At 50.6% G+C, this 21,946-nt stretch carries 16 protein-coding genes; 8 read left to right on the forward strand and 8 right to left on the reverse strand.

The window, feature by feature from the left end; translation table 11 throughout:
* Positions 1 to 97 precede the first annotated feature (97 nt).
* Positions 98 to 799, reverse strand: coding sequence for a LuxR C-terminal-related transcriptional regulator (locus Q1A54_RS05315; RefSeq protein WP_299985646.1), 702 nt, complete (start codon positions 797 to 799; stop codon positions 98 to 100).
* 182 nt (positions 800 to 981) lie between these two features.
* Between Q1A54_RS05315 and lepA the strand changes: the two genes are divergently transcribed.
* The 4 genes from lepA to Q1A54_RS05335 all read left to right on the forward strand — a co-directional run bounded on the left by lepA (position 982) and on the right by Q1A54_RS05335 (position 6,956).
* Positions 982 to 2,766: a translation elongation factor 4 gene (gene lepA / locus Q1A54_RS05320; protein WP_299985647.1), complete on the forward strand. Its 1,785-nt coding sequence runs from the start codon at positions 982 to 984 to the stop codon at positions 2,764 to 2,766.
* Between the two features lie 140 nt (positions 2,767 to 2,906).
* Complete coding sequence (locus Q1A54_RS05325; protein WP_299985649.1) at positions 2,907 to 3,788, forward strand: tetrahydrofolate dehydrogenase/cyclohydrolase catalytic domain-containing protein; 882 nt, start codon at positions 2,907 to 2,909, stop codon at positions 3,786 to 3,788.
* Between the two features lie 582 nt (positions 3,789 to 4,370).
* The gene (locus tag Q1A54_RS05330) at positions 4,371 to 5,024 is read left to right on the forward strand and encodes a 7-carboxy-7-deazaguanine synthase QueE (protein WP_196120510.1); all 654 of its coding nucleotides are present in this window, start codon (positions 4,371 to 4,373) and stop codon (positions 5,022 to 5,024) included.
* Between the two features lie 6 nt (positions 5,025 to 5,030).
* Positions 5,031 to 6,956: an OmpA family protein gene (locus Q1A54_RS05335; RefSeq protein ID WP_299985652.1), complete on the forward strand. Its 1,926-nt coding sequence runs from the start codon at positions 5,031 to 5,033 to the stop codon at positions 6,954 to 6,956.
* Positions 6,957 to 7,851: 895 nt separating this feature from the next.
* Here Q1A54_RS05335 and Q1A54_RS05340 read toward each other — a convergent pair.
* From Q1A54_RS05340 to Q1A54_RS05350, 3 genes are all read right to left on the reverse strand, one after another.
* Entirely contained in the window at positions 7,852 to 9,138 is a 1,287-nt protein-coding gene (locus Q1A54_RS05340) for a citrate synthase (RefSeq protein WP_007658151.1), read from the reverse strand.
* Between the two features lie 205 nt (positions 9,139 to 9,343).
* Positions 9,344 to 9,664, reverse strand: coding sequence for a hypothetical protein (locus Q1A54_RS05345; protein WP_299985655.1), 321 nt, complete (start codon positions 9,662 to 9,664; stop codon positions 9,344 to 9,346).
* Between the two features lie 57 nt (positions 9,665 to 9,721).
* A complete protein-coding gene (locus Q1A54_RS05350; RefSeq protein WP_299985657.1) occupies positions 9,722 to 10,183 on the reverse strand; it encodes a hypothetical protein in 462 nt (153 codons plus the stop codon).
* A gap of 520 nt (positions 10,184 to 10,703) precedes the next feature.
* Between Q1A54_RS05350 and Q1A54_RS05355 the strand changes: the two genes are divergently transcribed.
* The 3 genes from Q1A54_RS05355 to Q1A54_RS05365 all read left to right on the forward strand — a co-directional run bounded on the left by Q1A54_RS05355 (position 10,704) and on the right by Q1A54_RS05365 (position 15,705).
* Positions 10,704 to 12,632 (forward strand): PrkA family serine protein kinase, encoded by a 1,929-nt coding sequence (locus Q1A54_RS05355; protein WP_299985659.1) that lies wholly within the window; start codon positions 10,704 to 10,706, stop codon positions 12,630 to 12,632.
* Positions 12,633 to 12,641: 9 nt separating this feature from the next.
* Positions 12,642 to 13,907 carry a YeaH/YhbH family protein gene (locus Q1A54_RS05360; RefSeq protein ID WP_299985661.1) on the forward strand — a complete coding sequence of 422 codons (1,266 nt, stop codon included), beginning with the start codon at positions 12,642 to 12,644 and terminating at the stop codon, positions 13,905 to 13,907.
* Positions 13,908 to 14,190: 283 nt separating this feature from the next.
* Positions 14,191 to 15,705 carry a SpoVR family protein gene (locus Q1A54_RS05365; protein WP_299985663.1) on the forward strand — a complete coding sequence of 505 codons (1,515 nt, stop codon included), beginning with the start codon at positions 14,191 to 14,193 and terminating at the stop codon, positions 15,703 to 15,705.
* Positions 15,706 to 15,713: 8 nt separating this feature from the next.
* Here the strand turns inward: Q1A54_RS05365 and Q1A54_RS05370 are convergent, their stop codons facing one another.
* Positions 15,714 to 16,955: a cysteine desulfurase-like protein gene (locus Q1A54_RS05370; RefSeq protein WP_299985665.1), complete on the reverse strand. Its 1,242-nt coding sequence runs from the start codon at positions 16,953 to 16,955 to the stop codon at positions 15,714 to 15,716.
* A 35-nt stretch (positions 16,956 to 16,990) separates the two neighbouring features.
* Positions 16,991 to 17,458, reverse strand: a complete 468-nt coding sequence (locus tag Q1A54_RS05375) for a MaoC family dehydratase (RefSeq protein WP_196114631.1) — start codon at positions 17,456 to 17,458, stop codon at positions 16,991 to 16,993.
* A gap of 932 nt (positions 17,459 to 18,390) precedes the next feature.
* Here Q1A54_RS05375 and Q1A54_RS05380 point away from each other — a divergent pair.
* Positions 18,391 to 19,287, forward strand: coding sequence for an aldo/keto reductase (locus Q1A54_RS05380; protein WP_299985668.1), 897 nt, complete (start codon positions 18,391 to 18,393; stop codon positions 19,285 to 19,287).
* A gap of 6 nt (positions 19,288 to 19,293) precedes the next feature.
* On the opposite strand, the gene Q1A54_RS05385 is transcribed toward Q1A54_RS05380, so the two are convergent.
* Together Q1A54_RS05385 and Q1A54_RS05390 are read right to left on the reverse strand one after the other, a co-directional pair.
* Positions 19,294 to 20,013, reverse strand: a complete 720-nt coding sequence (locus tag Q1A54_RS05385; RefSeq protein ID WP_299985670.1) for a hypothetical protein — start codon at positions 20,011 to 20,013, stop codon at positions 19,294 to 19,296.
* Between the two features lie 4 nt (positions 20,014 to 20,017).
* On the reverse strand, positions 20,018 to 21,850 hold the full coding sequence (locus Q1A54_RS05390; RefSeq protein WP_299985672.1) for a hypothetical protein: 1,833 nt from the start codon (positions 21,848 to 21,850) through the stop codon (positions 20,018 to 20,020).
* Between the last annotated feature and the right edge of the window lie 96 nt (positions 21,851 to 21,946).

A 21,946-nucleotide genomic window follows, 5' to 3' on the forward strand; every position in this document is an offset into this window, starting at 1 on the left:
GCAGGTATACGAAGGCAAAAGCGGCATGTTATGCGTGCCTCTAGCAAAAGGGTTTTGCAGGCAAAGGACTCGTGAAAGTATGGGGAAACACTGTAGTTTAGCCTAGTCCCGCCTCTTTTCCAAGTGACACCAGGTCAGCCACATTGGTAGTGCCGAGTTTCTTTTGGATGCTCTTGCGGTGGGTACTCACGGTGTTCGGGCTGATAAATAGCTGCTCGGCGATCTCCTTGGTGCTGCACCCTTTGCAGATCAGTTCGAGAATCTCGATTTCGCGCTTTCTCAAACTTCTCACTACCCGGCTTCTTTTTTGCTTCAGCTTCTCCTTGAGGGCCTGTACCAACTGAGCTTCCGTATTCATGGCAGGGCTCAGGTCTACATCCACACAGACCACCTCCTTAACTTCTCCCTGCTGGTTTTTGCTGAAAGCCTTGGCCCAGCCTACAAACCATTTGTACTGATCTTCCTCTTTGTGTTTTGCCCGGAACAAGCCTCCGAATTCAGCCCCGTTGAACTGCTGGTAATGGGTGATGCTGTCTTCAGGGATTTGCTGGTCATCAGGGTGCACAATGGTCTCTATGTACTTCATGCCACCCATTTCCAGTATCTCAGCCAAGGTATAGCCAAGGCTTTCCTCATTGGCCCGATTGCACCAGACTACCCCCAGGTCCAGGTTGGAGATGTAGATATTGGCAGGCACTTCGTGGATGACCTTCTCCAGGAACTCACATTTCTCCTTCAGAAGTTGAATCTCACGCTCCATAGCAGCAATCTTATCGGCGCTGGAAGTCTGTTCTGGCATACAGTATCTGATTTCGGTTTGCAAAAAGATTCTAAAGTTATAAAACTTATATGCTAAATTCCATGTGTGATGGCAGAATAATAGGGAGGGGCCGGCAAAGAGGCCAATCATAAAATGATTTAGGCCGGAATACAGCAACAAACCTACATTCTTCTTAACTTTGTTTTTCGTAAGAACTATTTATGAAGAACATTCGCAATTTCTGCATCATCGCCCACATCGACCATGGTAAAAGCACACTGGCTGACCGCCTGCTGGAGTTTACTTCTACGGTTGCAGAGCGTGAAATGCAAAACCAGCTGCTCGATAACATGGATCTGGAGCGTGAGCGCGGCATTACCATTAAGAGTCACGCCATCCAGATGAATTACCATTATAAGGGAGAGGACTACGTGTTGAACCTGATCGATACGCCAGGCCACGTCGACTTCTCTTATGAAGTGTCCCGTTCTATTGCTGCCTGTGAGGGTGCGCTGCTGATCGTGGATTCTTCGCAAGGTATAGAGGCCCAGACTATTTCGAACCTCTACTTAGCCATCGGTTCTGACCTGGAAATCATTCCGGTACTGAACAAGATTGACCTGCCGCACGCCATGCCAGAAGAGGTAAGTGACCAGATCATCGATCTGATCGGTTGCGACAGAGAAGACATCATCCATGCCTCCGGTAAAGCAGGTATAGGTATAGAAGAAATACTGAACGCTATCTGTGACCGGGTTCCTGCACCAAAGGGCGACCCTGCTGCGCCACTTCAAGCCTTGATCTTTGACTCCGTATTCAACTCCTATAGAGGAATCGAGGTTTACTTCCGTATCTACAACGGTACCCTGAAAAAAGGGGAGAAGGTTAAGTTCATTAACACCGGCAAGACTTACGAGGCCGACGAGATTGGGGTACTGAAGCTCAACCAGGAGCCCCGCAAGGAAATGGCTGCCGGTAACGTGGGCTACCTGATATCAGGTATAAAGAACGCAAAAGAAGTAAAAGTAGGTGATACGATCACTCACGTGGATCGTCCTGCTGTAGGTATACAGGGTTTTGAGGATGTGAAACCCATGGTATTTGCCGGTATCTACCCGGTAGAAACTAGCGAATACGAAGAGCTTCGTGCCTCCATGGAGAAGCTGCAGTTGAATGATGCTTCGCTGGTATGGGAGCCGGAGACTTCAGCAGCTCTTGGATTCGGTTTCCGTTGCGGCTTCCTCGGTATGCTGCACATGGAGATCGTGCAGGAGCGTCTGGAGCGTGAGTTCGACATGACCGTGATTACCACGGTGCCGTCGGTGCAGTTTCATGTGCATACTACCAAAGGTGATCTGCTTAAAGTAAGTGCACCTTCTGAGATGCCAGAACCGAACTACATCGACCACATTGAGGAGCCTTTTATCAAGGCGCAGATTATCTCTAAGGCAGAATACGTGGGGCCCATCATCACGCTGTGTATGGAGAAGCGTGGTATCCTGAAGAACCAGACTTACCTCACCAGCGACCGTGTGGAGCTTTCCTTTGAAATGCCGCTGGCAGAGATTGTATTCGACTTTTTTGATAAGCTTAAGACTATTTCCCGTGGTTACGCCTCGCTGGACTACGAACTGATTGGTTTCCGTCAGTCGAACATGGTGAAGCTGGACGTAATGCTGAACGGAGAGCCTGTGGATGCCTTGTCAGCCATCGTTCACCGCGAGAAAGCCTACGACTGGGGCAAGCGCCTCTGCGAAAAGCTCCGCGAGCTGTTGCCGCGTCAGATGTTCGAGATTGCGATTCAGGCAGCTATCGGGCAGAAAATCATCGCCCGTGAAACCGTGAAGGCCCTGCGCAAGAACGTATTGGCCAAGTGCTACGGCGGTGACATTTCGCGTAAGCGCAAGCTCCTCGAGAAACAGAAGAAAGGTAAGAAACGCATGCGCCAGGTAGGTAACGTGGAAATCCCGCAAGAAGCCTTCTTAGCCGTGCTTAAACTTGACTAACAATACCGAGCCCCGACGTGCCCCTGCGCGTCGGGGCTTGTCGCTTATAGTTGCCTGGCGAGGACATCGTGTCAAAGCCCCTGGCCCTATACATCAACACAGAACTCAGAACTCTTAACTCATAACTTTTATTTAAAAACATGATTCTGCTCGACGGTAAAAAAACATCCGAAGCCATTCAGCAAGAGATTGCAGCTGAAGTTGCCGAAATTAAAGCCAATGGAGGCAAGGTGCCGCATCTGGCGGCGATACTGGTAGGCAATGACGGCGGCTCTGTCACGTATGTGAACAACAAAGTGCTGGCCTGCGAAAAAGTAGGTTTTGGTTCTACGCTGGTGCGTTACGAAGATGATGTGACCGAAGAAGAATTGCTCAACAAGATACATGAGCTGAATGAGAGCGAGGAAGTGGACGGTTTTATTGTACAGCTGCCACTACCCAAGCATATTAACACGCAGAAAGTGCTGGAGGCGGTTGATCCTAAGAAAGATGTGGATGGTTTCCACCCGGCTAACGTAGGCCGTATGGTTGCTGGCCTGACGTCTTTCCTGCCAGCCACTCCTTACGGCATCCTGCAACTTATCGAACGCTACGGCATCGAAACGAACGGCAAGCATTGTGTTGTGATCGGCCGCAGCAACATTGTAGGTTCGCCTATGAGCATCCTGATGGCCAAAGCCGCTTACCCGGGCAACGCTACCGTAACACTTTGCCACCGCAACACAGTTGACCTGCCTTACTATACCCGCCAGGCGGATATCATCATCGCGGCTGTGGGGCTGCCAGGTCTGGTAACCGCCGACATGGTGAAAGAAGGTGCTGTGGTGATCGACGTGGGCACTACCCGCGTACCCGACACTTCCCGTAAATCAGGCTACAGGCTGCGTGGAGATGTTGATTTCGATAATGTGGCTCCTAAGTGTAGCTATATCACACCCGTGCCAGGTGGTGTAGGGCCGCTGACCATCGCCATGTTGCTGAAAAATACTTTGAGAGCTGCAAGGAAAGAGGTATACGCCTAAGTCTAATTGCACTCCCTGAATTTTATAAAGCCCCTTCCTGAATACAGGAGGGGGCTTTTTTATTTTTTAAACGAGCACCTTTGAAGACCTCACAGTATCTTTCAGACCTGTGAGTGTCTGTGCCAGCTGCCTTGCTATACCTATACCTGCGAATTTTAAATTGATCGTACTAGAGCTAATTTCTGTGCTGGATAACACCTAACAGCAATGGTAATTTATGATGCTTCGTAGTTCACGAGACACTCACAGGTCTGAGAGACACTGTGAGGTCTGCACGCTTTCGTCCAACATTACCAATCCTAAAAATCCCTGGGGAAGGGGCTCTATATAAAGATCCAGACAGGATTACCGCTGTGTAAGATTCGTACTGCCGTGGGCCAGCACGCATACCTGAAATCATTTGATTACCCGAACTTATAATCCGCTCAGGTATAACGGAACATAAGTTGCGCTCTACCTTGTTGCTTTTTTGACTAACTTTGCAAGTTCGGTGCGGGCTTATAATTATAACAGGTAAAGCCGCACCATTATTTAATGAAGGCTTGTACCTGATATTTTAGGTATGGCCATTGGAATACAGATTTGGAAACGACAAAAGCATACAAAACAGCCTCCATTCATTCAGTGCCCAAAGACGGCAGTGAACTTCCGCTGATGGAGGCATTTTATACGATACAGGGCGAAGGTGGCAACACCGGCACGGCAGCTTACTTTATCAGACTAGGTGGCTGTGATGTGGGCTGTCACTGGTGTGATGTAAAAGAGAGCTGGGACGCCGAACAGCATCCACTCACTCCTGTAGGGGAAATTGTGACGACCGCTAAAACCTTTCCGGGTAAAACCGTCGTAGTAACAGGCGGCGAACCGCTGCTTTATAACCTCAACCCGCTAACAGCCGGATTGCAGGAAGCAGGGATACGCACCATGATCGAAACCTCCGGGGCTTATCCTTTGAGCGGTTACTGGGACTGGGTGTGTTTGTCTCCTAAGAAGTTCAAGGCGCCCGATGCTTCTGTATATCCTTTTGCAGATGAGCTAAAAGTCATTATATTTAACAAATCGGATTTTGCATGGGCCGAAGAGCACGCGGCAAGGGTAGGAGCTGACTGTAAGCTATACCTGCAACCGGAGTGGAGCAAAGCCGGGCAATTGATGCCACTTATTGTCGAATACGTTAAAAACAACCCCCAATGGCGTGTGTCTTTGCAGACGCACAAGTACATGGATATTCCGTAAAAAGCTATGCTTAAGCCGCTGCTTCTTCTGACTCTGATTACATTTAGTATAGCGACCTCCTGTCTGGCACAGGGCAGACCGGCCTCCAATTCCAGGAAAGCAGTAACACTTTACTACAAAGCAGAAGAAGCCGCACAGGCGCGTGATTTTAACAAGGCGCTTTCCTACCTCGACGAGGCCATTGAGCGTGACCCAAAATACGCAGATGCTTACCTGAAAATTGCGCATCTACACCGGGCCATGGGCAATAAGCCGGAGGTGTTCGAAAACCTGCAGAAGGGCCTGGCGCTCAAGCCATTTAACGCCGGGTTGATGAACAGCTACTTTGACCTGGCTGACCTCTATTTCGAAAGGGGTGACTACGAAAACGCCCGCAAATATTTCGAGCTTTTCCTGCGTGGTAAGCCGCGAAATGGGCGTATGGCAGACTTTGCCCGGCAGCAGATTCAGTCCGCTGACTTTGCTGCGGAGGCCATGAAGAAGCCAGTAAGCTTTAACCCGGTCAGGCTGCCTGAAGATGTCAATCGCTTCGAGCTGCAGTATTTTCCCTCCACCACCGCTGACCAGCGTCACCTGATTTTTACAGCAAGACTAGGCCATCGCCCTGACCAGGACGAAAACATATTTGTGAGCCAGTACCGCGACAACAAGTGGAGTCCGCCGAGCTCTATCTCTCCTGCCATCAATACCACTGCAAACGAAGGTGCCGCCACTATTTCCGGTGACGGAAAAACGCTTGTGTTCACCTCCTGCAACCGCTCCGACAGCCAGGGCGATTGTGATCTTTACATCTCTTTCAGAAGCGGGGATGAGTGGAGCAAGCCTAAAAACATGGGGTCGGTGGTGAATTCCAAAGCATGGGATTCCCAACCTAGCCTGTCAGCCGACGGACGTACCCTATACTTTACCTCTACACGTCCAGGTGGCATTGGCAAAGAAGACATTTGGGTAACACGCCTGAACGAGGATGGTTCGTGGCAGAAACCTGAAAACATGGGAGAGCCTGTGAATTCCAGGGGTCGTGACATGGCACCGTTCATACACGTGAGTGGGAGCACACTATACTTTGTGAGCGACGGACACCTGGGCATGGGCGGCCTCGACGTGTTTATGACGACGCAGGACAACAGGAGCAAGTGGAGTGAACCCGAAAATATGGGGTACCCACTGAACACGCACGCTGACGAAGGCTCGCTCTTCATCACCGCCGACAATAAAAAAGGCTATTACTCCCGCCAGGAGATGACAGAGGCCGGTGCTTCTACTATACAACTTTACGAGCTGGATGTGCCGGAGAACTGGCGCAGCAAGGTGAATAGCACCTATGCGCAAGGTCGCGTATTTCATGCCGATACCAAAAAACCGATTGCTGCCGTGGTACAGCTTTATGATGTGAGTGCTGACTCGCTGGTACAACAGGTTAACTCCGACAAGGTGTCGGGTGATTATACGATCGTGCTTTCGGAAGGAGGGCAGTATGGCCTTTACGTTTCAGCTCCCGGCTTCCTGATGAACAGCCTGAGTTTTGACTATACCTCTGAAAAAGCACTGAGCCCGGTGGCGCTTGACGTATACCTGAAGCCGATCAAGTCCGGAGCAGCGATTGTGCTCAATAACCTGTTCTTCGATACGGGGCAATACAAGTTGGAGCGCAAATCGAAGACCGAGCTGGATAAGCTGATCACCTTCATGCAGCAAAACCCTTCCGTTAAAATTGAGATCTCGGGCCATACCGACGACATTGGCTCAGATGCCGACAACAAAGTCCTGTCTGAGCGTCGTGCCCGTTCGGTGGCCGATTACCTGCGAAGCAACAAAGTACCGAAAGACCGCATCACCTCCGTCGGTCACGGCGAGAGTCGCCCGGTCAAGCCCAACACATCAGACGAAAACCGCAGCCAAAACCGCCGCATTGAGATGCGGGTGTTGTAGGAGAGGAGCTGGTGCTAGTAACCGTTTAATCCACTTTTCAGGTATAGCATCATAGGACCTAACTTTCGGGGGCACTAAATTAATCAGACTCTTGTTTCTTTCTATAGAAAGCCCTTGCCTCCGAGGGGAATCTCTGCTACTACCTTTTCACAGGTATAAGAAATGTAGTTTCTGCTACAGTTATCGGATCCAATCACCCCTGCGACTCTCTGTAAAGAGAGCCACCGACTCCTGAGCATAATAAGTAACGATTGTCATCTCCCTGCCCCTTAGAAGTAGAGTCGTTTTAATCTACAAAAACTTGCTCCAAGATCACTGTCATTCTGTTAAGAAACTTGGTCGTATGGGTGATAAGCTGCTGCTACTGCCGGGGGTAAGGGCCCTCTTCACCAAGACCCCTACGGGATGACAAAAAAGAAGAGTGAAACGGCCTTGCTCTCAAGTGGGGAATTACGGCCTTTAACATTTGGCAAGTATAAGCTTTGTAGTAACTACAGCAAACCATTGGCAGGTATAGCAAGACTAACTCGCACGGAACCTACACAGCAAGTATCTTTGCCATGTGCGCCAAAACGACTACCCACTGTTCGAGCGTTCAGCGAGTTTGGGGAGTCTTGATTTTTTTGCTTACTTTTTTCATCAAGGAAAAAAGTAAGGCCCGCCCGGCCAGGGCAAACAGAGCCCGCCGCACAGGCGAAGCTATGAAACAAATCACGTTGCTATACCCGCACCAGCAGCAGCTATACCTACACCTGGGCCAGAGGCCCCACCATAGTAGACACGAGCGAGGACGCTCGCGCCATAACCACTATAATAGCACAAGCCATAAGCCATAAAACAAAACGGCCCGTTACATCAAAGTAACGGGCCGTTCCCTTATTGTATCACTAAGAAATTATCTATTCTCAATATCTACATAGTTACGCTCTGTTTCACCAGTGTAGATCTGACGCGGACGGCCGATCGGCTCTTTCTGCTCGCGCATCTCTTTCCACTGTGCGATCCAGCCTGGCAGACGGCCCAAGGCGAACATCACGGTAAACATATCGGTTGGGATACCTAATGCACGGTAGATAATGCCTGAGTAGAAGTCTACGTTAGGGTACAGCTTACGCTCTACGAAATACGGATCGTTCAGGGCAGCTTCTTCCAGTTCCATCGCAATGGTCAGGATTGGGTCGTTGATGCCAAGGGCAGTCAATACTTCGTCAGCCGCTTTCTTGATGATACGGGCACGTGGGTCGAAGTTTTTGTACACACGGTGACCGAAGCCCATCAGACGGAAAGGATCGTCTTTGTCTTTAGCTTTCGCGATGTATTTCTTCGAGTCGCCTCCGTCAGCCTTAATAGCTTCGAGCATCTCGATTACAGCCTGGTTGGCACCACCATGCAGCGGACCCCACAGGGCGCTGATACCGGCAGATACAGAAGAGTACAGGCTGGCATTAGCTGAACCTACCAGACGCACAGTAGACGTAGAGCAGTTCTGCTCGTGGTCAGCGTGCAGGATAAGCAGTTTGTTGATCGCATCCACTACCACAGGGTTGATTTCGTAATCTTCCGTAGGGAAGGCGAACATCATGTGCAGGAAGTTAGAGCAGTAGTCCAGCTTGTTCTTAGGGTAGTTCACCGGATGACCTACAGAGTTTTTATAAGACCAGGCAGCTATTGTAGAGATCTTAGCCATCAAACGGATGATAGAAAGATCCATCTCCTCTTTTGTCTGGTTCGGGTTAAGTGACTCCGGATAAAAAGCTGTCAGGGAGCTGATCATAGCAGACAGGATGCCCATTGGGTGCGCTGCAGACGGGAAGCCGTCCAGTATTTTGCGCATGTCCTCGTTTACGAGGGTGTGCATCTTGATCTTGCCGCTGAAATCATCGAGTTCCTGCTTTGTTGGCAGGGCACCGTAGATCAGCAGGTAAGCCACTTCAATGAAGTTTGACTTCTCAGCCAGTTGCTCAATCGGATAACCTCTGTAGTGCAGAATGCCCTGCTCTCCGTCCAGGAAAGTGATCGCACTCTTGGTAGCACCTGTATTTTTATAACCTGAGTCCAGGGTGATGTAGCCTGACTCCGAGCGCAAAGCAGCTATATCAATTGCTTTCTCATTCTCAGTACCAGTTACAACCGGGAACTTGTAGGACTTCCCCTCTAAAATTATTTCAGCGTGTTCTGACATGCCTGTATTTTTTATGTGTCCGTGAATAGTCTCTTATCGAAGCGAAATTATGTAAAAATGTAATTAAAATGAAATGGAATAACGGGATATATGGTAAATTAACAATGTTTTAACCCGCAGACCATACTAACCATTGTATAAACGACAATCCGGTAAAAAGTTTGGCTCATTTGTACGTTATCTTACATATCTTCCGCCATTTTCATTACCAGGGACTGGAATTGTCTTCCTCCTCAGATGATCCGCCAAAACCGTAGCGCGGTGTATAGGGAGTGCCCCGGCCTTCCAGGTGGTTTTGCATATCGAGGTGCAGCTTGATGCGGTCCAGTCTTATAAACTCTGCCCACAGTTCCTGATCATTTTCTGACATCCGGTCGATCAGGTCTGCCAGCTGCAGGCCACCCTCCGCTTTCTGAAGTTCCCGGATGTAAGGGTCAGAGTCAACCATACCCTGTATTTTAATTCTGAAATAGGTGTTCAGCTCTATATACCTCGCTTCATCCCAGCTTTCCATTTCCTGCTTCATGATCGCCCTCTTTTTTGGTTTATACTCATTCCTGTACCATATGGCTGCATGCACTTCCTAAAAGCTGTCTAGTCCCCTATCCGGATCCGGGTCATCAGGCTGTACGCCGGGCGGGTTGAACAGGCCCCAACGGTCCACGGCATAGTTCCAGGCGTCAAAGGTTTTGACCCATTCTATAAACAGCAGGCGGTACTCCTCCAACGCTTCTTTGATCAGATGCAGGTAGTGAATGTGCTCAAAGCCAAACATGGTCAACGTGTTGCAGTGGTTCTGCAGGTCGCGGGCCGCTTTACGGATCAGGGTAGCGCATTCCATCCGGATATCATACAGGTCACCACCCTCAGCGCCTGCCACTTTTACGCTCAGCATAGCGGCATCCTCCAGCATAAAAGCCTTGCTGCTGGCCAGGCGGCGGTCATCTTCAGGTATAAGGTCACTGATTTTTTGTGTCAGGTCATAGATCTCGCGTCCCTTCTGGAAAAGCGGCATCTGGCGTGGGTTCAGGTGTTCTTCGTGCATAGGTGTCGTATTGTTCTGCCATGCCCGACCTGCAACAACAGGTATAGGGATAGCCAAATTTGTACAAAATACGTATAGATGTGAAGTTATAAAATATTACCGATTTTGAATTTAAAATGAAAGTGTGCTGTTCTGCAAATAAAGAGGGGCCGCACCTAACCGCAAGGAGGTAAAATTCTTCGTATAACATAACATAGGGCACAGGGGACAGCCCATTTTGTCGCCAAGCCACTCTTCCCCTGTTCCGGGCAACGGAAAGCAGCGCCCTGCTTCATGCGTACGTGTACGCATTTCCTGCCCGCATACCTGTGCATAAGCACATAGCCTCATAATATCAAAGGCCTGGCCGATGCGCGGGTACCGGATATACAAACAAGCAAAGTGGCATTCTTTTAAGGGATGCAGACCATAACATACTCAAATGATGACACATTCAGCTGACAGGCAGTAAACGGGCTCTTCTTTTCGGTGCCACTGCTTATTGCTCTCAGGTATAAATGATTCTCTAAAAATACGCCCTATGAATATTTTAGAAAAGATCAAGACCAATTACAGTGCCTCCATGAACGAGATGACAGTAGCTGCCTATCTTGAGGAGTGCCGGAAAGACCCCAAAATGTACGCCAAGCCCGCTGAGCGTATTCTCGATGCCATCGGGGAGCCCGAGATGCTCGACACGCGTCAGGACCCTAAACTGAGCCGCATCTTCTCCAACAAAAAAATCAAGATCTACCCCGCCTTCCGCGATTTCTACGGGATGGAAAGCACCATCGAGCAGATCGTGTCGTACTTCCGCCACTCAGCGCAGGGCTTGGAGGAAAAGAAGCAGATCCTATACCTGATGGGCCCGGTTGGAGGCGGTAAAAGCTCCCTGGCTGAAAAACTGAAGCACCTGATGCAACAGCATCCCATCTATGTGCTCAAAGCCGGTGAGCAGATCAGCCCGGTATTTGAGAGTCCGCTGGGACTGTTTGCCGATTATGCTGATGAGTTGGAAGAAGAGTACGGTATACCTGCCCGCTACATTCCAGGCTGCATGAGTCCCTGGGCTTCCAAGCGACTGCGTGAGTTCGACGGTGACATCAATCGCTTTAAAGTCGTGCGGCTTTTCCCGTCTATCCAAGAGCAGATCGCTATCTCCAAAACCGAGCCTGGCGACGAAAACAACCAGGATATTTCAACACTGGTAGGTAAAGTGGACATCCGCAAACTGGCTGAGTACCAGCAGAGCGACCCGGATGCTTATTCCTATACCGGTGGCCTGTGCCTGGCCAATCAAGGTTTGCTGGAATTTGTGGAGATGTTCAAAGCGCCGATCAAGGTGCTGAACCCGCTGCTCACGGCTACCCAGGAAAAGAACTACAAAGGCACCGAACCGATTGGCGCTATACCTTTCGACGGCATCATTCTGGCGCACTCCAACGAGTCAGAGTGGGCCAAATTCCTCAACGACAAAAAGAACGAAGCCTTTCTCGACCGTATTTACAAAGTGCAGGTTCCTTACTGCCTGCGCGTGAGCGAAGAGATCAAGATCTACGAAAAGCTGATCCGTGAAAGTTCTCTGAAGGAAGCGCCCTGCGCACCGAAGACGATCGAGCTATTGGCCGAGTTTTCTGTGATGTCGCGCCTAAAGGAGCCGGAGAACTCCAGCATCTACTCCAAGATGCGGGTTTACAACGGCGAGACCCTGCGCGAAACTGACCCGAATGCCAAGTCCATACAGGAGTACCGCGACGATGCTGGTATCAACGAAGGTATGCAGGGTATATCGACCCGATTTGCGTTTAAGATCCTGTCCAAGGTGTTCAACTTCGACAGCGAAGAGATTGCTGCCAACCCGGTGCACTTACTTTATGTGCTCGAACAGGAGGTGATCAAAATGATGCTGCCGCCCGAAACAGAGAGCAAATACTTACACCTGATCAAATCGGTGCTGGCCAGCAAGTATGCTGAGTTTATATCTGATGAGATCCAGAAAGCTTACATCGAATCTTATAGCTCTTATGGGCAGAATATTTTCGAGAAGTATGTGGTGTATGCTGACCACTGGATGCAGAATAACGACTACCGCGATCCGGACTCCGGCGAGATATTTGATCGCAGCATTCTGAACGATGAACTGGAGAAAATCGAAAAGCCGGCAGGTATAGCCAACCCGAAAGACTTCCGTTCTGAAGTGACGAACTTCTTTTTGCGACACAAGGCAAACCACGGCGGTAAGAGCCCACGCTGGGACTCTTATGAGAAGATCAAGAACGTGATCGAGAAGAAGATCTTCACCAACACCGAAGACCTGCTGCCAGTGGTTTCCTTCAATGTGAAAACGAACGAGGAAGACGAGAAGAAGCACCGTGACTTCACCCGCCGCATGCGCGACCGCGGTTACACCGACAAGCAGATCCGCATCCTGGTAGACTGGTTCATGCGCGTGCGCAAGACAATGGCATAGGAGGGAAGCATGAGCCACATCATCGACAGACGGAAGAATGACAAGGGGAAGTCTACTGGCAACCGGCAGAAGTTTCTGAAGCGGGTGGAGAACCAGATCAAGAAGGCTATACCTGACATCATCTCGCAGGAGAGCATCAAGGACAGCAGTACCGGCGGTAGTGTGAAGGTGCCTGTGCGCGGACTCGAGGAGCCGACCTTCCACCATGATCCCAAAACCGGTAAAAAGCAGACCGTGCGGCCCGGCAACGACAAGTACAGTGAAGGCGACCGTGTGCCCAAACCCAAGGGGGGAGGAGCAGGCTCGGGCAGTGGACGGGGCAAGGGCTCCAACAGCCCGGAGGTGACCGAGGATGAGTTTACCGTGGTGCTATCGCGGGAGGAGTTTCTGAAGTACTTTTTTGATGACCTAGCGCTGCCCAACATGGTGAAGAAACTGATGGACAGCACCGAGAATTTTGAGATGCGACGAGCCGGTTATACCCGCGACAGCGTTCCTTCGCGCCTCAACATCAAGTCCAGCTACCAACAGTCGCTTGGGCGTCGACTGGCCCTGAAGGGCGTACTGGACAAGAAGTTGGCGCTGCTGGAGGAGCAGCTGTCGCTGGCGACCGACCCTGCAGAGAAGGCAGCCCTTGCCGAAGAGGTCGACAAGGTAAGGCGACAGGCCAATACCTTACCCTTTTTCGAGGACATCGACCTGCGCTACAACAATTTTGAGCGGGTGCCTATACCTATTACTTCGGCTGTGATGTTCTGCATCATGGACGTGTCAGCGTCCATGGGGCAGCATGAAAAGGACATTGCCAAGCGTTTTTTCACCTTGCTCTATATCTTCCTGACACGACAGTACAAGAATGTAGAGCTGGTCTTTATCCGACACCATACCGAGGCTAAGGAGGTGAACGAAGACGAGTTTTTCAACTCGCGGGAGAGTGGGGGAACGGTGGTGGCTCCATCGCTTAAACTGATGGAGCAGATCATGCGCACGCGCTACGACGACAGTTGGAATGTGTACTGCTGCCAGGCCTCGGACGGGGATGTGTGGTCGAAGCAGGATGCTACCGAGTGTAAGCGACTTTTGCTCGAGGATATTCTGCCTTCCATTCAATACATGGCCTACATCGAGATCAGCAACAATCCGCGCGAGAGCGACCTGTGGCAAGCCTACAGCCGTATTAGCGATGATGACTCTTTCTCGATCCGGCAGGTATACGAACCCTTCGAGATCTGGCCTGTTTTTCAGGGGCTGTTCCGAAAGCGGAGTGCTGTCTGAATTTTTATTTAGGGTCCCTTGCCTAAGGATTTATAGGATTTGCGGGTTGACAGGGTTAAATATTCTAAACCCTTAATCGGACGTATTTTGTCATTTCGACCTTAGGAGATATCTGGGATGCTGCCAATGCTCTAAATTAATTCAGATCTCTCATTGCATTCGAGATGACATTTTAAAGTCACTGTCACGAAAGAGTAATAGCTAACTATCCCTGGTTGAGAAACAGAAACTAAGCAAAAATGAGGTAATATCTACAATCCTGAAAATCCCAAAATCCTGATCCATGACAGAAAAAGAGAAATACCGGGCGATGTTTTGTGATCCGAACTGGGATTATGAAACGCTGCAGGCGGCCGATGAGGTGATCAGCCGGATAGGGCAGGAGTACCTGAAGCTAAAGACTTACCCGAATCAGATTGAGGTGGTGACCTCAGAGCAGATGCTCGATGCTTATGCGCTCACGGGACTGCCTACCTCTTACCCGCACTGGAAGTTCGGCAAGGACTTCGTGCTCAACCAGAACAATTACACTAAGGGCCGAATGGGGCTTTCGTACGAGCTGGTGATTAACTCCAACCCCTGCATCAGCTACAACATGGAGAACAACTCCACCTGTATGATGCTGCTCGTGATTGCCCATGCCTGCCAGGGCCACAATGCGTTTTTCGCGAACAACTACATGTTCCTCGATTGGACATCAGCTGACTCTATCGTAGACTACATGGCCTTTGCGCGGGAGTATATCCTGAAGTGTGAGGAAGAGTATGGAGAGGAAGAAGTGGAGCGGGTACTCGATGCAGCGCATGCACTGATGAACTATGGCGTAGACAAGTACAAGAAGCCTACTAAACTATCGGCGCTGGAAGAGAACGAGCGCCTGAAAAAGCTCACCGCGATCCGGCACGAAAACTACAACGAGCTCTGGCGCACCTTGCCCCAGGGAACTGATGAACCTGATTTACTCACTTCAGACGAAGGCCGCTTTCCGAAAGAACCCGAAGAAAATATCCTGTACTTTATAGAGAAGTATGCCCCCGCCATGCCACAATGGAAGCGTGAGATCGTGCGCATTGTCCGCAAAGTGTCGCAGTACTTCTACCCGCAGGGAGCTACCAAGGTCATGAATGAGGGCTTTGCCACCTTTGTGCACTACCATATCATCAACAAGATGTTCGAAGAAGGCTACCTCAACGACGGTTTCATGCTGGAGTTCATCAAGAGCCACAGTAGCGTGCTCTTTCAGCCGGAGTACAACAGCAAGTTTTATTCCGGGCTCAATCCCTATACCTTGGGCTTCAACATTTTCATGGACATCAAGCGCATCTGTCAGGAGCCGACCGAAGAGGACAAGGCCTGGTTCCCCGATCTGATCGGCAAGGACTGGCTGGAGCAGGTGCTGTATGTGATGGAGAACTTCCGGGATGATAGCTTTATTCTGCAGTACCTCTCCCCGAAGGTAATCCGCGACATGAAGCTCTTTACGATCATTGACAACGAAGGAGAGTCGGAGTTCCAGATAGGCGCCATCCACAACGAACGCGGCTACCGTCGGGTGCGGGAGCAGCTGGCGTCACAGTACGACCGCTCCAGCTATATTCCCAACATCCAGGTTACCCGCGTAGACCGCCACCAGACCAGCAAGCTATACCTGACGCACTACATGCAGAAGGATCGCAAGCTCGAGACCAAGAGCGCCCGTCAGACAATGGCGCATTTGCGATACCTGTGGGGCTTTCCGGTGGAGCTGCATTCCAAGAATAAGCTGGGGATTAATGAGAGTTCTTTCGAAGTGAAATAAAGGTAAGGTTATCTCCTCACTTTCGTTTGAATAAACTTCTGCAAGCCTTGCTCAAATAGCGCCATTTCCTCCATGGTATTATAAGGTGCCAGCCCGATGCGCACCCAACCGCCCATGGGGTTTACACCGAGTTTTTCGGCCATAGTAGAGGCATAAAAATGGCCATCGGCGATACACATGTTGTAATGCTCGGCAAACCAGCTGGTTACTTCTCGGGCTTTTATACCGGGGATCGTGAAAGCAAAGGTGGGTGTTTTGTATATATCTGCTGCTGCACGGTACAACTTCAGCTCCGGTATCTGGCGAAGAAAACCGTCAAGGCGAGCGGTCAGTTCCTGCTCGTGCCCCTCAATGCGCTGCATACCTGATGCAATTCGCGCTCGTCGGCTGTCTCCTTCGCCCAATTGCTCTATAAAAGTAATGGCACCGATCAGACCGGCTATCGCTTCGTGGTTTTGCGTGCCCGTCTCAAGCTTGTCCGGTATCTGCTGTGGGGCAGGGGCCAGCTTGTATACCTGCAGTTTCTCAAACAGCGAAGCAGCAATCACAGCAATGCCGATGTGCGGACCGAAAAACTTGTAGGCGGAACAAAACAGGATGTCGCAGCCCAATTCCTGAAAGTCGATGGGCAGGTGCGGCACAGCATGTACGGCGTCAACCACCACGATCGCATTTACTTCTTTGGCACGCGCAATCACCCGCCTTACATTCGTCACAGTACCCGTCACGTTCGACGACATGCCCACTGCCACCAGTTTTGTCTTCTCGGTGATCAGCTCTTCCAGCTTATCCAGGTTCAGGGTATAGGTATCCTGATTCAGTTCTATAAACCGAACCGTAGCACTTTTGTCCTTAGCCAGTGTTACCCAGGGATCTACGTTAGCGCGGTGATCCATTTCAGTCACGACCACTTCGTCATCGGAAGAGATAAAACTGCCCAGGCTACGGGCGACGCTGAAAGCCAGGGTCGTCATGTTCTGCCCGAAAGCCACTTCCTCGGGAGCGCAGTGCAGCAAATCAGCTACCGCTTTACGACCTTCCAGCAGCAGGTTGTCGGTGCTTACACTGGTCGGGAAGGCACCGTGCAGGTTGGCCATACCTCCCGTGATATAGGCCATCATGCCATCGATGGACTGCTGCGCCATCTGGGTGCCGCCAGGGCCGTCGAAATAGACGAACGGTTTTTTACCACCTGTTTCCTGTAAGGCTGGGAAGGCTGCGCGGAGCTTTTCTACTGCGAACTGACTCATAAGCTGTTTATCTGGATGGCCTGCTAAAAGGCTGGTTAGTCGTTAAAGTGATAGAGGAACGTCACGATCCCGTTATAAGCCGGTTTACGGCTGTTCTCGATTTCGAGGGTAACTTCGATCTGTGTTTTGGCGATGCCACGTAGGTTTTTAACTGAAAGCATTTTGGCGCGCAGGCGTACCCGGCTGTTTACGGCTACTGCCTGGTTAAAGCGCAGACTTTCGATCTCGTAGTTTACCTGCATCTTTACATTCCCGATTTTTACGATCTGTCCCCACAGGTATGGCAGCAGCGACACCGTGAGGTAACCGTGCGCGATGGTTGATCTGAACGGCGTTTCGATGGTCGCGCGGTTCTCGTCGAGGTGGATCCACTGGTGATCGAGGGTCGCGTCAGCAAAGTTTTTGATCTGTTCCTGCGTGATGGTGTGGTAATCGGATACGCCCAGTTCCTTGCCCTGGTATGATTCCAGTTCTTCGAGGCTGTTGATCGTGATTTGGCTCATGTTAGGTTTCGTGTTTGTGTTGGAGGTATAAACTTACGTTTTATTCTGGAAAATTAGTTGTTTCCTATGTTTAAGAATGAGTTGCTCATAGTGTTTAGCGCAAGTAATGGGTTTTTATAGTGAATGCGTGTTGTCCGTTGTGACTGCTTCGGCCTAGTGTAAGGTATAATCGGTTTTTGGGTATAGCAACGTGGCTTGTTTCATAGCTTCGCCTGTGCGGCGGGCACTCTTTGCCCTGGCCGGGCGGGCCTTACTTTTTTCCTTGATGAAAAAAGTAAGCAAAAAAATCAAGACTCCCCAAACTCGCTGAACGCTCGAACAGTGGGTAGTCATTTGGGCGCACCTGGCACTGTGGTCTGTTTCATTGCCAGCGTGCGAGTTAGTCTTGCTATACCTGCCAGTGTTACGAGACAGATGCTACAAGGCTTATACCTGTGAGTTTGCAGTAGCAGAAGCTCCCCGCCTGGGGGTAGGGACCCTCTTAAAGGATAAGGAGGGGCAGGGGTGGTTGGACCCGGTATAGCAATAGAACCACTTTATGTACGATACTTATACCTTCGAACTGGCAGTTACTCAAGTCCCCCTTCGAAGGGGGCAGGGGGATGTCAATCATTCCCAATTCCCTTTTTGGTGTAGTGCTTTTCATTCTGCTTTTTTGTCATCCCGTAGGGATCTTGGTGGAGAGGGCCCCTACACCCGCCAGTAGCAGCGGCTTATCACCCATACGACCAAGTTTCTTAACAGAATGACAGTGATTTTGGAACAAGTTTTTGTGGAATAAAACGAGCCTACTCTCAAGAGGGGTTGGGGGAGGTGTAGTTCTCTCTTGTCGCGCCCTGTCCGAATCATGCACAACGTTACTATTTAACCAGAGCTCAACCTTCTCCCCCAAAGCACGCTATAGCAGATACACCATGCATAACCCGACTACCATGAACTACAAACAACTCGGAAAATCTGACCTGCGCATCAGTGAGATCGCCTTCGGGTGTATGTCGCTGGGTACAGACCATAGGGTGAATGCCAAACTTCTGCATCGGGCATTGGAGCAAGGGATAAACTTCTTCGACACAGCTGATCTCTATGACAAAGGGGGAAATGAGGAAACAGTGGGGAAGGCTTTTGCAGGTATGCGCGACAAAGTGATCATCGCGAGCAAAGTCGGTAACCAGTGGCGACCGGATGGGAGCGGGTGGGACTGGAATCCATCAAAAAGCTACATCCTGCAGGCGGTGGAAGAAAGCCTCCGACGACTGCAAACTGACTACGTTGATCTGTACCAGTTGCACGGCGGCACCATCGACGATCCGATCGACGAGACCATCGAGGCCTTTGAACTGCTCAAGCAACAGGGCAAGATCCGGCACTATGGCATTTCCTCTATCCGGCCCAATGTGATACGGGAGTATGTGAAGCGCTCCAACATCGCCAGCGTGATGCTGCAGTACAGTTTGCTCGACCGCAGACCCGAGGAAGAAGTACTGGACCTACTGCAGTCGCAAGGTATAGGCGTGCTGGCCCGTGGTAGTCTGGCGCAGGGGCTGCTGGCCGGAAAACCTGCCAAGCCTTACCTCGGCTATACACTGGAGGAGGTGCAGCAGGCAGCTGAAGCAATACAATCCGTGGCTGGCTCAGGACGTCAGGCAGCTGAAGTGGCGGTTCGCTATACCTTGCACCACCCGTCTGTCAGTGCGGCGGTGCTGGGAATCCGTACAGACGAGCAGCTCGACGAGGCACTGCAGACCGGGAAGGGTGCATCCTTAACGACTGCAGAGATCAAAGCGCTGCAGCAAACCCTGCAGGCGAATAGGTATGAGCAGCACCGTTGAGCGCTTCTACCGGACGATCGGAATCGAAACTGCCAGGTTGATGCGCAGGCCATCCCAGCCTGGCTGCAACGTTTTGTTATTGCTGTTGATTCTAAGTTGCTGCTTGGGCTCCCCCGGCACATGGAATGGATAGTTCGTATCCAGCAAATAGCCCAGTGAAAGGGTAGTCTGGAAATCCAGGAACGGATACTGCAGTCCCACAAAGGGCTTTAGCCCCAGACCAAAGGAGTTAAACTTATCTTCACTGCTCTCAGTCTTATTATTTATCTTCGTGTAGCTTTGCAGCTTCATGTTCGTTATCAGCATATGCAGTTCTGCTCCCGCCACATAGCGCAACTTACTTTCTTTGATAGCCTGGTGGTGATAAAACAAGCCGCCAAAGGCATTGTAATTAAGCGGCGTGTCGAGTAAAAATTCACCGGAATAGTCCGAGTAGGCCACCCGGCCACCGGTAGAGCCGTGCTCTACGAAACCCCCAATCCGTGTATTCTCTCCCAAGTCTGACACTACATTGAGGCCGAACTGAACATAGGAGCCAAAGGTGTCAGTTGCCTTTGCGTTAAGGTCGGTGTTGGCGATCATCACACGTTGCAGTTCCTTCATAGACTGCATCCGGAAAGTGCCAAAGCCCAACCGCGGCTCTAGGTATACCCTGGACTGGGCTACGGCTGCACTGGCAGTTAGCAGCAGACATACTGCCAGCAGAATAGTTTTTAAGTGTGACATAGCCTTACAATTTCAGATAGCGGTTGCCGGAATAAAGCGTGTTGTTGTAAAGGAAAACCGGGGTCCCATATACTACTTCGAGCTTGTTGACTAACTGGCCCGTGCTGCTGTTGTAAATATAAACCTGGTTATAATGGCTGCCATAGAGGTGGCCTGTAAAAGGATCCGTGTCGGGCATGTACAATTCTCTTTCTGTTTCAAGGGTTGACTGGAGCGTGCCATCCACCGTGGAGTAAAAGGAGATGGTTGTCCCTTTTGTGGTAAAGAACAGCGGACTGGCCCTGTGAAAGGTGAGGGTATTCGCCTCCTGCTTTGTCAGCGCCAGTTTTTTCCAGCTGCCATTACTTTGCTCCACATATACCTGATCCGCAGCACTAATGATTTTTCCATCCGGACTGATCATGGAGTAGCCATACGAGAGGTCAGTCTCAATGGCCGTAACTACCTTTTGCTGCTCCATATCGATCACATAGGCATGATCCTTTGTGTCTTCGTAATACGCTGTGTTGCGGGCCCGCAGAATCAGTCGGTTGGTATTGCTCACGCCGTCCAGCATACTGAAATGATAGAGTTCCTCTGGCAGTAAATCGTTCAGTTCGTAGGACGCCAGCGTCTGAAGTGTGAGCGGGTGCAGCCTGTGAACAGCATTGCCGATGATGCTATACAGGATCTTGCCATCCTGGGAGATCACGTCCTGTTTCTCGCTGTCGGCCTGCAGGTACATAATGTTCCGCTGCTGCTCGACATGCCGGGTGGCGGCATCCACCACCTTGAGATAGCCCATGTCAGTAAAATAAAGCTTTCCGGAAGAGGGCTGCCCAAACAGACCTTCGACTCTCAGCGGTCCCCAGGGAGCGCCCATACCTGATAAGATGGCATAGTCCACCTCGTACCTTGAGCTTGCTCCCGGAAATGACTTTGGGTAGGTCACCAGGGTGGCGTGCAGTTCTTCACCAAATATGTTGGCAGGCGTGGTAATCACCGTATCCTTCGGATTGGTTATGGTAAAAACCCTGTTGGAATTCAGGGTAAGTTCGTAGCTGCCTAGATTCCTGTAGAAAGGAGTGGAGCTGAATGTAATGATAAGCTCTTTGGCTGGGCTGATTGTGCTACTCAGCACCTGCGGTTTCGGGTAAAAGTAAGGGATTGAATTACTGTACAGGTTATAATAGTACCCGTTTACGCGCGTCACCACGCTATAGGAAACCCGCTCTCCCAGGTAGTCGGTGTCGAACCAGGTGGTCTGGTTCGGATCGGTAATCGTGGCAACGACCACACTGGTGAACTGGTGGCCCGGATACTGCCGCATGATCTCATACTTCTGGAAGCCGGTTCCCCGGTACTTTTTCCATTCCAGCTTCAGGCTGCCCTCTTCGGCTTTCACGCTCGTGAGCGTAACTGGTTTTGGGATTGTGTTATCGATGTACACCACCCATGTTCTGTATACCTGTACGCCCTCGGCTCCTGCTTTGTCTGCCAGACTACCAGTGCCTGAGTTGCCTACCACATTCAGCTGAAGCCTATAATAGCCGTCGGCAAAATCGGTTGTCTGCAACTGGCGCTGTCCGGTGGCTGACGTAGCCGTGCCCAGCGATTTTTTATCCAGCAAAAGCTCTACAGAGTAAATGGTGCGCCCCGGAAGCGAAACGTTGAATTGCAGGTTGACCAAACCCCGCAGCATCAGGGTATCCTGCTCCGGAAAGTTGTCTAACTGGATATCACCCACCACATCGACGTGTGGACTTACCTCTTCAAAATGACTGCCCGAGGGGCTGTAGTCGCAGGCAAGAAAAAGGCACGGGATGATCCCGAGCAGCAGGCGTAAAATTTGCTTCATAGGCTGGTAAGTACTAAAAATGGGCTGTTATCAGAAAGTCGCAAATATACAGGTTGTCTGACATTTACAGGTATAAAATCACATAATAATATACCT

It is taken from the genome of uncultured Pontibacter sp. (assembly GCF_947502515.1).
In the GTDB taxonomy this organism is placed as follows: domain Bacteria; phylum Bacteroidota; class Bacteroidia; order Cytophagales; family Hymenobacteraceae; genus Pontibacter.